We start from the raw sequence: 11,958 nt of genomic DNA on the forward strand, positions 1-11,958 counted from the left end.
CATGCCGTTGCTGCGGCATGCGACACCTGCAAGGACCACCGATGAGTTCCTCCACTTCTGATTCGCCGTCGCTGCTGCACGGTCGCGTCCTCGCGTTTGCCGCGATCCTGCTGGCAGCAGTCAACCTGCGCACTGCGGTCACCTCGATCACCCCGCTGCTGGACGTGCTCGGCCAGCAGTTCGGCTTCGGCACCACCATGACCGGCGTGCTGGGCATGCTGCCGACCGCCTCGTTCGCGCTGTTCGGCGTGGGCACGCCGGCACTGGCGCGGCGCCTGGGCCTGGAACGCACCACCCTGCTGGCAATGGTGATGGCAATGGCCGGCCTGCTGCTGCGTTCCAGCGCCGGCAACGTCGGTACGCTGTTGCTGGGTTCGGTGCTGGCGCTGGCCGGCATGGGCATCGGCAACGTGGTGGTGCCGCCGCTGGTGAAGCGTTACTTCGCCAACAAGGTCGGCACCATGAGTACGCTCTACATCAGCGTGCTGCAGCTGGGCACGATGCTGCCGGCGCTGCTCGCGGTGCCGATGGCCAACGCTGCCGGCTGGCGCGTGTCGCTGGGTATGTGGGCGCTTCTGGCACTGGCCGCCGCACTGCCCTGGCTGGTGCTGGCCAGGCGCGCGCCGAAGCCGCAGGCCGACGCCACCGACCCCACCGCGCAGCCGCATGGCAAGGTCTGGCGCACGTCGCTGGGCTGGAGCATGACGCTGATGTTCGGCATGACCTCGCTGATGACCTACTCGATGTTCACCTGGCTGCCGCGCATCGTGGTCGAGGCCGGTGGCACGCCCGCGTTCGGCGGCGTGATGGTGGCCGTGTTCTCGGCGCTGGGCCTGCTGCCGTCGCTGGTCATTCCGTCGATGGCGGTTCGCATGCAGAACCCGTTCCCGCTGGTGCTGATCGGTTTCTTCTCGTTCGTGATCGCCTTCACCGGCCTGCTGCTGGCCCCCATGAAGGCGCCGCTGCTGTGGGCCTGCCTGCTCGGCGTCGGTCCGTCCACCTTCCCGCTGGCGCTGACCCTGATCAACCTGCGCACCCGCACCCCCACCGGCTCGGCGGCGCTCCTCCACACGGTCCTACGACCGGAGGCACCGGGGAGCGACGTGGATCGGTCACCTCTGGTCCGATGGGACTTCTCTGACTAGAGTCAGAGAATGGACGCACGAGAGATCGCCCAGGTGCGGCGGTTCAACCGCACCGTTACCGAGCGCGTGGGCGTGCTCCACGACCGTTATCTGGGCCGGGACCGGCCGATCGGTGAGGCCCGGCTCCTGTGGGAGATCGGCGAACGGGGCCAGGACGTACGCCGGTTGCGCGAACGGCTCGGTCTCGACTCGGGATACGTCAGCCGTCTGCTGCGCTCCCTGGAGACGGACGGGCTGGTGACGGTGGAGCCGCTGCCCCGCGACAGACGGGTGCGCACGGTCCGGCTCACCGACGCCGGTCGCGCCGAGCGCGCGGTGCTCGACGGTCGCAGTGACGAACTGGCGGGTTCCCTGCTGGAGCCGCTCAACGCCGTCCAGCGCTCCCGGCTGGTCGCCGCCATGGCCGAGGTCGACCGGCTGCTGACCGCCGCGACGGTCACGCTGGACGTCGTCGACCCGGACCACCCCGACGCCGAGCACTGCATGCGGTCCTACTTCGCCGAGTTGCGCGAACGCTTCGACGACGGTTTCGATCCCGCGCGCAGTCTCCTGCCCGACGCCGGTGAACTCCGGTCGCCGCACGGCCTCTTCCTGGTCGCCCGGCTGCACGGTGAGCCGGTCGGCTGCGCCGGTCTGAAGCTGCCGCCGGGGGCCCCGGCCGAGATCAAGCGCATGTGGGTCGCGCCGCGGGCCCGCAGACTCGGCCTCGGCCGCCGCTTCCTGGCCGAACTGGAACTGCGGGCCGCCCGCGACGGCCGCGACCTGCTGCGCCTTGACACCAACAAGGCGCTGAACGCCGCGATCAGCCTGTACCGCTCCTGCGGTTTCGAGGAGGTCGCGGCCTTCAACGACGAGCCGTACGCCCACCACTGGTTCGAGAAGCGGATCACCACACCGCCGTCGGGATGAGTCCCCACCGCTACGAGGGCCGCGGCCACTGCGGCCTCAGCCGGTGAAGGGGTGGGGGCCGAGGCGGCCCCAGGTGATGAACAGGGCCAGGCAGAGATAGAAGAGGTTGAGGAGGACGAAGGGGGCTTCGGCCGGGCGACGGGCGTGGGTGGTCATCGCGCCGACCATCAGGAGGCACCAGCAGATCGCGGTGACGGGAACGAAGAAGGGGGCCACGTCGAGAGCGGCGGGAAGGATGAGGCCGAAAGCGGCGAGGAGTTCGAGGACGCCGAGGGATTTGACGAAGGTGACACTGGCGTCGCCTGTCCAGCCGCCGCCGTGAGTAGCGGTCAGTTTGTCCTTGGGAATGAAGGCTTTGGAAACACCGCCGGTCAGTGCCACCGCGGCCAGCAGCCCGGTGACGATCCACAGCGCGAGGTTCATCGTCCGCTCCTTGATCGGGAATTGCCTGTGTCCCGTAGGACGAGACAGCCGCCGCGCCCTGTGACACGCCAGCGGAAACGGCGCGGGACGAAGGCGGGAACGGGCGCGGGACGAAGGCAGGAACAGGCGTGGGGCGAGGGCAGGACCGGGGGCGGCACGATGGCAGGACGGGCACGGGACCGGGCGCGGCCAAATACGCCGAATTTGCGCATGCTTGAACCTCGCGCGGGCCGCTTTCACCCCTTTTACCCTCCCCACAGAACCCGTGGGACCGAGAAGTCGACTCCCGCCACTGGCGTCCCCACACGTAACAAAGCGACCAATTGAACCCATGTGATGCAGGTCGGTCCAACCTGCTTACGGGGTGGGGTGACGTACCGCTATTCTCAGCCCCCGAGTGTTCGTAGAACGACGTCAGCAGGGAGACAAGTCACCATGTCGCACGATGTACCGCCGCCGGGCCCACCGACTCAGCCGCCGAGCGCGAGCGGCCCGTCCGGGGGTTCTTTCGACCCGGCTTCGGTCAACCGACTCGACTGGGCAATTCTCGGTATCGGGTTCATTGTGTTGATCTTCTCGTTCTTCGACTACTACTCCTGGGATTTCGGGAGCGGTTACGGCATCAACCTCGGCAGCGTGAGTTGGAGTGCCTGGCACTTCAGCCACGGGCTGTTCATAGCCTGGTTCGCGATGGTCATCACGGTGCTCAGCGCCGCGGTGCTCGCGGTCAGCCTCTTCGTGCCCACCGTCACGCTGCCCGCGCCCGACCGCATGCTGACCTTCGTCGGCTTCGCGGTGGGCTTCGTCCTGTACCTGATCGCGATCTTCGCGCACTCCGACTTCGGCCCGGCCGGTGGCCACGGCTTCAGCTTCTGGGTGAGCCTGATCCTCGCCGGTGTCGGCGCGGTCCTCGCTCTCATGCGGGCCCAGCAGACGAACACCGCACTGCCCGGCAAGCTCAACAGCCTCCCGCGCGTCGGCCGGTAGTCAGGCAGTCCGCAGCACCACTCGCACCACACGCGGCACCGGCCGGACCGCCGCCCCACCCTCAGTACGGTGGAGGCGGCGGTCGGGCTCGCGGCTCTCGCGCACCGACGCGTGCGCGCCGCGCACCACACGCGCTACGCCTACGCCCTGCCCGCCGCTGCCACCGCCGCCCGTACGAACGAGGCGACAAGCGCCCGGTCGTCGCTCCGTGACCACGCCACGACCAGCCGGCTCGTGGGCGCGTCGGTCACCGGCACGCACACCAGACCCGGATGCGCCGGCTCGGCGAGCGACCGCGGCAGCACCGCGATCATCCGCCCCAGCACGATCATCTGGACCATCTGCGGCACGTCCGCGACCTCCGGCCCGCTCCCGTCGTCGGGCACACCCGCCCAGCCCACGCCCTGCCAGCGCGGCAGCGTCTCGCCGTCCAGATCCGCAAGCCGCAGCTGCGCACGCCCGGCCAGCCGGTGGTCACGCGGCAGGATCGCCACCCGCCCCTCCACGAACAGCGTCTCGGACGCGAGCCCGGTCAGGTCGTCGAACGGCGCGTACAGCAGCGCCACATCGGCCCTGCCGTCCCGCAGGTGGTCGGCCCGGTCGGTGGCGCCGCCGAACAGCACGTCCACCCGGCGCGCGTCCGGCCGTTCCGCGTACGCGGCGAGGATCCCGGACAGCAGATTGGCATCGCCGCCCGGCTTGATCACCAGCCGCAGCTGGGCCCGCGCGTCACCGGCCCGGCGCGCGCTCTCGGCCGCCGCGCCGACCGCGTTGAGCGCGTGGCGGCCGTGGTGCAGCAGCGCCTCCCCTGCCGGGGTGAGCGCCACATGGCGGCTCGTACGGGTCAGGAGCAGGACACCGAGGCGCGACTCGACCCGCCGGATCGCCTTCGACAGCGCGGGCTGCGCGATGGACAGGCGCTCGGCGGCGCGGCCGAAGTGCAGTTCCTCGGCGACCGCGACGAAGTACTCCAGCTCGCGCGTCTCCAGGTCACTCATGCCCTCAGGTTATCGCCGATGATCCAGAAGGTCTTGGACGTGGCGGCCGGGCGGCGGTTCCATGGACCCATGATCAGCCACACGATGATTGTCTCGTTCGAACCGTCGATCCCGGACGCGGACCTGGATCAATACCTCAAGGACATCGAAAGCCTGATGGTGGGCTCCGGGCACGTGCGTACCTTCTCCGCCCGGCGCCACATCCGTGTTCCCGCGGACGACCACAGCCCGGTGTTCACCGCCACCGCGATCGTCCACATCGGCGTCGCCGACCTCGACGCGCTCAACGCGGCCTTCGCCATTCCCGGCACCGAGGAACTCATCAGCCGCTGGCAGGCCCGCTACCCGTACCAGGTCGTCTGGGCCAACCACGAGCCGCTGGCCTGACCGACCGACCGGGCGGGCGCGTGTTCAGTGCGCGCGCTTCCGCCGCACCCACGCCACGACGAAGCCGACGGCGGGCAGGGGCAGGGCCAGGACCGCGAAGAGCGCGGCCAGCACGAGGACGATCGCCGCCTTGCCCGCCGGGCCCTCGTCACTGGCGCCGACGATCCGGACCGCGCAGGAGGCCGCCGCCCCGGCCACCGCGAGTGCGGCCACGGCGACGGCCTCCCGCCGGACGCCCAGGCGTCCGAGCCGGACGCCCAGCGGGATGCCCAGGACGCCGACGGCGGCGAAGGCGGCCAGCAGGGTGACCACCGTGGGGTCGACGGGCGAGGCCGCCCTCGACGCCCACGGAGTCGCCACCGCGGCGGCGATCCATGGGGCCGAGGACAGCCAGGCCCTACGCGTCGTGCGTGTCATCCGTTATTTGTTCTCCATGGCGTTCCGCAGATTGCGGGCCTGCTGCTGCCACTGCTGCTTGGCGGCGCCCATCTTGACCCCGGCCCACGCGAACCAGTTCGAGCCCGTCGTGTACGCCTTCTGCGTCAGGTACACGCCGTCCTTCCGGGACGAGATCGAGAACTTGATCTGCGAACCGGCGTCGTCGAAGTATCCCTTGTTGGTCACCGTGAAGGTGAAGGAAGTCTTGTCCTTGAAGGACACCTTCACCTTGCCGGGGCCGCCCGCGATCCGGCCGAGGCCGTGCGCGATCGAGTCACCCGGGTGCAGCGTGCACATCGCGCCCTGGGTGAAGGCGTCGCAGCCGGTCACCTTGAACGGGAACATCTCCTTCGGGTGCGCCTTGAAGTAGGCCATGATCTCCTCGGGTGTGCCGAGGCTGTTGGGCCCGATCAGCTCGGACATCGTGTATTTGTAGCTCGGGTGCGGCGAGAAGGCGACGGACTTCTCCTGCGCGTGCGCGGCCGCGTACGTGTCCCGCTCGGGCTCCGGCGCGTTGCCGCCGTACAGGTCCTTGATCAGGTCCTGCCACCGGTGTTCCCTCGGCGAGGAGATGCCGAGGGTGCCGCACAGGTCGTCGCAGTGGCGTCGCGCGTAGGAGACCTTGCGCTGCGTCTTGAGGCTGACGTACGGGTTCTGGTTGACCTTGCTGCTGCTGCACTCGGTGTGCACGCAGTCACCGGTCTGGGTCGCCCACGCGCTGCAGTCCTTGCCGCAGGCGTTGCCGTGCTCGTCACAGCCCTCGTGACCGTTGCGGCAGGTGTACAGGCCCGTCGGGTCGCTCTGGGAGACGGGGTCGTTGCCCGCGTACGCGTAGCCGTTGAGCGACTGCGGGTCGCTGGTGTCGAGGTCGGCGTCGACCGAGGTGAAGCGGCCGGTCGACGGGTCGTAGTCGCGGGCGCCGAGGTGGGTCAGGCCGGTGCCCGGGTCGTTGACGCCGCCGACGAAGCCCTTGTCCCCCGACCAGGCGGTCGGCGCCGTGCCGCGCGGTTCCCCGAAGGGGGTGGTACGGCGCTGCTGCATGGTCAGGTCGGCGCCGTTGATCTGGAGTTGGCTGGTGCCCTGGCTGTCGGCGATCAGGAACGACACCTTGTTGTCGTCGGTGCGCATCGCCTGGTTGCCGTCGCCGAGGTCGTAGTAGCGGGTGGCGCGCGGTGTGGTCGACCCCTTGGCGAGGGCGACCTCGGTGCCGCCGAGGTAGAGCGTGCTGCCGCTGTCGGTACGGACCACCAGCCGGTTGCCGTCGGCGTCGTAGACGTACGAGGTGGTCTTCGTAGCGCCGTTGCCGTCGACCGCGGTCACCTGGGTCAGGTGGCCCTCGGTGTCCCACACCTGGGTCTGCTTGGCGGCGCCGACCGTGCTGGTCTGGGTGCCGCCGATCGCGTCGTACGTGTAGGACTTCAGCGTGCTGCCGCCGGGGCCCGTGGTCCGCATCTGGCTGAGCGTGTGCGGCTGGGGGCCGGTCGGGGCGGGGTAGGAGTAGTCGCGGACGGTGTCCTGTGCGGTGGCGCCGGTGGCGGAGTGGTCCGTCTCCTTGGTGCGGTCGCCCGCCTTGTCGTAGCCGAAGGACTGCCAGTACGCGGCCGGGCCGCCGAGTGCCGCGGCGCTCGGGGTGGCCGCGCAGCCCGCCGAGCCCTGCGCCCACGCCTCGGTCAGCCGGCCCAGGTAGTCGTACTGGAAGCACTGGGCGTCGGTGCCGTCGCGGGAGACGTCGGTGAGCGAGGTGATGTCACCGGCCGGGTCGTAGCCGTACGTGGCGGACTTGTCGGTGCCCGGCACGTCCTGCCGGTCGACGCGGGAGTTGGACAGCCGCTGGGTGCCCCACTGGTAGGTGTTGGTGACCTGGGTCATCTTCTGCCCGGCCGCCTGGAAGGTGTACTGGAGCGCCTGGCCGGTGTAGCTGTACGTGGTGTTGGTCGTGTACGTGGCGCCGCCGGAGCCGGACACCGTGCTGGGCCGCAGCACCTCGTCGTAGGTCGGGGTGACCGCTTCCGCGGGCAGGCTGCCCGCCGCGGGGTAGCCGACGGACTGCGTGGTGCCGTCCGCGTTGTACTGCACATTGCCCTGGTAGGAACCGGCGAGCGCGCCTTCGGCCGCCGGGATCGTGGTCGTCGTGCGGTGCGCGCGGTACAGGTTGTCGTACAGCGAGTAGGCCACGGTGTACGCGGAGCCCGTGGCGCCGCCGACGTAGCGGACGGCCGAGGCGATCTGGCCCTTGAAACCGGCCGGGTCCCACACGTGCTTGGTCAGCAGCGGGCCGGTCGCGTCGCCGTCGTGGGTCTCGGTCTCCCGGCCGAGACCGTCGTAGAGGTGGGTGACGCTCTTGCCGCGCTGGTCGGTGCTGGAGACCAGTTGGCCGCGGTCGTCGTAGCCGGAGTCGGTCGTGCCCTTGTCGGGGTCGATCGCCTTGGTCTGGTTGCCGCGCTGGTCGTAGCGGTACTCCCAGACGGTGCCCGACGCGTCGGTGACCTTGGAGAGCTTGCCCGCCGGGGTGTAGTCGTAGAGCGTCTTGTCGTACGGGCCCGTGGGTGTCGCGGCCTGGTACTGGTCCAGCTCACGGACGTTGCCGCCCGCGTCCACGACCGTGGTGGTCGGTGTGCCGCCCTTCGGCGGGGTGACCGTGGTGCGGTCGCCGCCGTAGGCCGTGGTGGTGGTCGCGAGGACCTGGCCGCCGTCGCCGTTGCCCGCGACCTGCTGGCTGCGGACGACCCGGCCGAGACCGTCGTAGGTGTTCCACGTCTGCGTCTCGACCGACAGCGCGTCGTCCACCTTGTACAGCACGGTGGAGGGCGCCTTCGCCGCGTAGTACGAGGCGAGGGTCTTCGCGGGCAGGCCGCGTTCGTCGTAGAAGGTGTCGGAGACCAGCATGCCGCCCTTGGGCCCTGGCGTCTGGGCCTGACGGACCCTCAGGAAGCCGTCGTACAGCGCGTACGCGGTCTGCGTGCCGGTGCCCGCGAGGCTCGTGGTGGCCACCACCGGGGGCTTGCCGTCGGCCAGTGTGTACGTGAAGGCGGAGTTGGGCGTCTGGTTGTTGGCCTTGGAGCGGTCGGGCAGCCAGATCCTCAGCTTGCGGCCCAGCGCGTCGTATGTGGTGTCGGTGCGCTTGCCGTTGGTGTCGACGACCGTGACGGGCAGCCCGCGTACGGGGTCCAGGGTCGTGGTGGTGGTCTGCGCGGTGCTCGCGTCTCCCGCGGTGGCCGGCGGTGTGGTGACCGTCGTCGTGGTCGGGAAGCCGGTCGCCGGGGCGTAGACCGTGGTGGTGACGCGGCCGTCGGTGCGGTCGGTGCGCTGGGGCGCGCCGGTCACGGTCGCGGTGACGTTGCCGCTCAGATCGGTGGCCGAGACGGCGCGGCCGTAGGAGTCGTAGGCCGCGGCGGACTCCAGGTAGGTGGCGGTGGTGCCGTTGTGGGACTTCAGGCTCGCCACGTGCGTGGCGTCACCCGCGGTCGGCGCGGCTCCGTAGGCGTGGCCGTCGTAGGCGGTGCGGATGTCGGACAGGACGTCCTTGGTGTAATCGGGGGTCGCCGAGCAGGGCACCGCGACCGTGAGAATCCGCGAGGGGTTGTCCAGGATCCAGTCGGTGGCGTTGTCGACGTAGGTGGTGGTGGCGCACCGGTCGTCGGCGGCGGTGGAGATGTCGCCGTGGTCGTCGGTGGTCAGGACGCGGCCCGCGGTGTTGTCGAAGGTCCGGGTGACGTCGGTGATCCGCCACGACGAACCGGCGCCGTTGTCCAGGGAGGTCCAGGCGCGGGTCTCCGCGGTGCCGGTCAGATTCGCGGCGATGGTGCCCCAACTGCGGGTGACCGAGGCCGTTTCGTGGTGCCAGGGGGTGTTGACGGTCTTGTCCAGCACCTTGCCGTCGGGCCCGGAGTAGTGCTCGGTCTTGTACTCGACGCCCGCCAGCGAGTCGTGGTCGGTGATGGTGCCGCCGTTATCGTCGGAGACGGTCACGGTGCGCTTGCCGCCGGTCGTCTTGTCGGCGTCCATGCCGCGCAGGTAGTAGTGGTCGGTCCGCGAGCTCATGCCGGCCGGGTCCTGGCCGCCGGTCTCGACCTGGACGTGGGCGTAACCGCGCCAGGTGGACCAGGACTTGTACTTCTCCTTGGTGATGCCGTCGTCGGAGTCGTAGTGCCAGGCGGCCCCGCCGAGGTAGTCGTACCTGGTGACCTCGTCGGGCGAGGAGGCGGTGCGGTCGGACTGGATGACCTGCTTCACCACGTACTTGTTGAACCACTGGCGCGACGGGTCCTCGTCGCCCTCCTTGGTGAAGGACTGCGGGAAGCAGAGCGTGGTGTTGGTGTCGGGGGTGGGCAGGTGCGCGGCGTCGCAGGCCGCGGTGGAGTAGGTGATGTCGGTCTGTCCGCCGGTCTCGTCGTCGATGGTCGAGACGCGTTCCTTGATGAACGGCGAGGTGTTGTCACCGGGGATGTCCAGCCGGTTGGTGCGCTGGTCGTACCCGAAGGTGATCTTCGGCATGGTCAGGTCGGGCGCGCCCTCGGGGGTGTCGGCGTTGCCCGTGTGCTCGATCGACGCCAGCTCCAACTGGTAGTCGATGTCGGCCATGCCCCACTGGTGGCCCAGCTTCCACGTGTCGACCGGGGTGTACTTCCCGGCCGAGGTGAGCACCTGCGAGGTGACCGCGGTCAGGCGCTCGCGGGTCCAGAAGGACGGGCCGAAGGAGTGGCAGTCGCCGGTCGACTTGCAGTTGAGGTCCCACGGCGTGTCGTACCAGGGGGAGGCGGCGTTGTCGATCTTCGAGGCGTCGCAGGCGCCCGCCGTGGCGGACAGGCACCTCTCCCCGCTGGTGAAGGCGACCTGCGCGAGGGCCTTGGCCGAGTACATCGCGGTGGACTTCAAGCCGTAGTCGATGTGGTCCAGGTAGCCGCCGCGGACGTAGGTCGTCGGGCTGGCGGCGGTCCTGGCGCGGCCGTAGTAGTTGGTCTCCTTGGTGTAGTAATACGCGATGGCGTTGCCGTGCGGGTCGACGGAGTAGTCGAGATTCCACCGCCAGCCCTGCTGGCACCAGGAGTTGGCGAAGGTGGAGGCGTGGCACGGCTCGTCGGCGTTGTTGCCGAAGACCGGCACGGTCCACGTGGAGTCGGTGGTCGCCTTGCCGCTCGCCCAGCCGGGCAGCCGGTTGTAGCCGAAGTAGTACTGGCTGCCGTCGGTGAGCGTCAGCCGCCAGTACTCGTCGTTGCGCGCGCCGTTGGAGCGCACGTCGGTGGAGGTGCCGTAGACCCGGTCGACCTTCGTGCCGTCGTCGCCCTTGATCCGGAAGGAGTTGGTGCCGGTGGCGACCAACTGGCCGGAGTGGCCGTCGAAGGAGATCGACGCGTTGTCGTACGCCCAGCACAGGTCCTCGTACTTCTTGCCCGAGGAGTCCTTGGCGCCTTCGTCGCCGCAGGACTTGTAGCTGCGCTCGATGTAGCCGGGCGACAGGTCGAAGCCGTCACCGGCCCAGGACGCCTGGTTGTTGGTGCTGCTGGTGCGGCCGTCGACGCTGCCGGAGTCGTAGGACAGGCCGACCTTCGGGGTGAAGCTGCCCGGCACGTCGGGGGCGGGCATGTCGTAGGACCAGGTGAAGGAGCCGGTGTTGGGCCCGACGTTCCAGTTCGAGGACGGGGACAGCGAGGTGGCGGTGTAGTCGCCGTGGTCGCTCGACGTGCCCGCGGTGGCCGCGAGGACCGTCGCGGTGCCGGGCACGCCCGAGGACGCCAGGGTCAGCGCGTCGGCGGTCAGCGTGTGCGCTGCCGCGTCGTTCGTGGCGCGGACCGGGGTCCGCGTGGTGCAGGCGGGCTTGTCGGGGGTGGTCAGCGCGCACGCGGGCAGTGTGACCAGGCGCAGCCGGGCCGCGTAGGCACCGCCGTACGCCTGGGCGTACGCGCTGTCGTCCACGCGGACGCCGACCGTTCCGCCCGCGGCGTCCGCCCGCGGTGCGACGGTGAACAGGAGGCCGTCCACGCCCGCGGCCCGCGTGGTCTTCCGGTCCAGGACGCGTACGGTCGCGGCGCCGGTCAACGGCGGGGCCGTCGCCTTGGCCGCGCCGTTGACCGTGGCGGATGTCGCCGCCGCCGGCACGGTGAGGGTCACCGGGAGCTTTCCGGCGCGCACCGCCGTGGGCTCGGCGTGCGCGGCGGGCAGCGTCACCGTGGCGGTTCCGGGCGCGGCCCAGGACTTCTCCGCGGCCCGGTCGTCGGCCCGGTGCGGCAGGCCGTCCTCGGCGCGGGGCGCCGTCGTGGTGCTGGAGTGTCCGGCCACGGGCACGCCCGGGGACGGTGTTCTCGGCATGTCGTCGGCCTGGGCCGCCGGTAGCGCGGCCACTTGCAGCAGGCCCGCCACCAGTGCTCCGCAGGCGAGCAGCGCGGCCTTGCCGCGCGCGCCGCCCGTTGATGTCCGTCTGTCGCTCACGCTTGTCCCGTCCCCATCCCTCACCGTGTGCGCCCCCGTCTTCCGACGTCGGCAGCACGAACCGCCGCCGGGCTCCGCCCGTGCGCACGTGTCTGATCTGTCACTTCGTCGAATGCCACGCGTCCGGGGGGGGGGGGGGGGGGGGGGGGGGGGGTCTGGTGGGGGGGGGGGGGGGGGGGGGGGGGGAGGGGGTGGGGGGAGAGCGCCCTGATAAGCGCCGACACCCGGCGGTGGTTGCTGTTCCC

The 11,958-nt window shown here is 70.4% G+C and carries 8 protein-coding genes; 4 read left to right on the forward strand and 4 right to left on the reverse strand.

What is annotated here, in order from left to right:
* Positions 1–41: 41 nt before the first annotated feature.
* Positions 42–1,145: an MFS transporter gene (locus ACZ37P_RS37480; RefSeq protein ID WP_467350927.1), complete on the forward strand. Its 1,104-nt coding sequence runs from the start codon at positions 42–44 to the stop codon at positions 1,143–1,145.
* Between the two features lie 9 nt (positions 1,146–1,154).
* Positions 1,155–2,054 carry a bifunctional helix-turn-helix transcriptional regulator/GNAT family N-acetyltransferase gene (locus ACZ37P_RS37485; RefSeq protein WP_467350929.1) on the forward strand — a complete coding sequence of 300 codons (900 nt, stop codon included), beginning with the start codon at positions 1,155–1,157 and terminating at the stop codon, positions 2,052–2,054.
* A gap of 36 nt (positions 2,055–2,090) precedes the next feature.
* Here ACZ37P_RS37485 and ACZ37P_RS37490 read toward each other — a convergent pair whose 3' ends face one another.
* Positions 2,091–2,477, reverse strand: coding sequence for a DoxX family protein (locus ACZ37P_RS37490; protein ID WP_355345577.1), 387 nt, complete (start codon positions 2,475–2,477; stop codon positions 2,091–2,093).
* A 564-nt stretch (positions 2,478–3,041) separates the two neighbouring features.
* On the opposite strand from ACZ37P_RS37490, the gene ACZ37P_RS37495 reads away from it, so the two are divergent.
* Entirely contained in the window at positions 3,042–3,464 is a 423-nt protein-coding gene (locus ACZ37P_RS37495; RefSeq protein ID WP_355345580.1) for a hypothetical protein, read from the forward strand.
* A gap of 140 nt (positions 3,465–3,604) precedes the next feature.
* Here the strand turns inward: ACZ37P_RS37495 and ACZ37P_RS37500 are convergent, their stop codons facing one another.
* On the reverse strand, positions 3,605–4,462 hold the full coding sequence (locus ACZ37P_RS37500; RefSeq protein WP_467350932.1) for a LysR family transcriptional regulator: 858 nt from the start codon (positions 4,460–4,462) through the stop codon (positions 3,605–3,607).
* Between the two features lie 18 nt (positions 4,463–4,480).
* Between ACZ37P_RS37500 and ACZ37P_RS37505 the strand changes: the two genes are divergently transcribed.
* The gene (locus ACZ37P_RS37505) at positions 4,481–4,849 is read left to right on the forward strand and encodes a hypothetical protein (RefSeq protein ID WP_355345586.1); all 369 of its coding nucleotides are present in this window, start codon (positions 4,481–4,483) and stop codon (positions 4,847–4,849) included.
* Between the two features lie 24 nt (positions 4,850–4,873).
* Here the strand turns inward: ACZ37P_RS37505 and ACZ37P_RS37510 are convergent, their stop codons facing one another.
* A complete protein-coding gene (locus ACZ37P_RS37510; protein WP_355345589.1) occupies positions 4,874–5,266 on the reverse strand; it encodes a hypothetical protein in 393 nt (130 codons plus the stop codon).
* 3 nt (positions 5,267–5,269) lie between these two features.
* Complete coding sequence (locus tag ACZ37P_RS37515; protein WP_467350935.1) at positions 5,270–11,713, reverse strand: RHS repeat domain-containing protein; 6,444 nt, start codon at positions 11,711–11,713, stop codon at positions 5,270–5,272.
* Between the last annotated feature and the right edge of the window lie 245 nt (positions 11,714–11,958).

This window comes from Streptomyces sp. NPDC024632 (assembly GCF_055559175.1).

What these genes read in the sequence shown, in the direction of transcription:
- ACZ37P_RS37480 (WP_467350927.1), top strand. Translation starts at nt 42, where the DNA reads ATGAGTTCCTCCACTTCTGATTCGCCGTCGCTGCTGCACGGTCGCGTC.
- ACZ37P_RS37485 (WP_467350929.1), top strand. Translation starts at nt 1,155, where the DNA reads ATGGACGCACGAGAGATCGCCCAGGTGCGGCGGTTCAACCGCACCGTT.
- ACZ37P_RS37490 (WP_355345577.1), bottom strand. Translation starts at nt 2,477, where the DNA reads ATGAACCTCGCGCTGTGGATCGTCACCGGGCTGCTGGCCGCGGTGGCA.
- ACZ37P_RS37500 (WP_467350932.1), bottom strand. Translation starts at nt 4,462, where the DNA reads ATGAGTGACCTGGAGACGCGCGAGCTGGAGTACTTCGTCGCGGTCGCC.
- ACZ37P_RS37505 (WP_355345586.1), top strand. Translation starts at nt 4,481, where the DNA reads ATGATCCAGAAGGTCTTGGACGTGGCGGCCGGGCGGCGGTTCCATGGA.
- ACZ37P_RS37510 (WP_355345589.1), bottom strand. Translation starts at nt 5,266, where the DNA reads ATGACACGCACGACGCGTAGGGCCTGGCTGTCCTCGGCCCCATGGATC.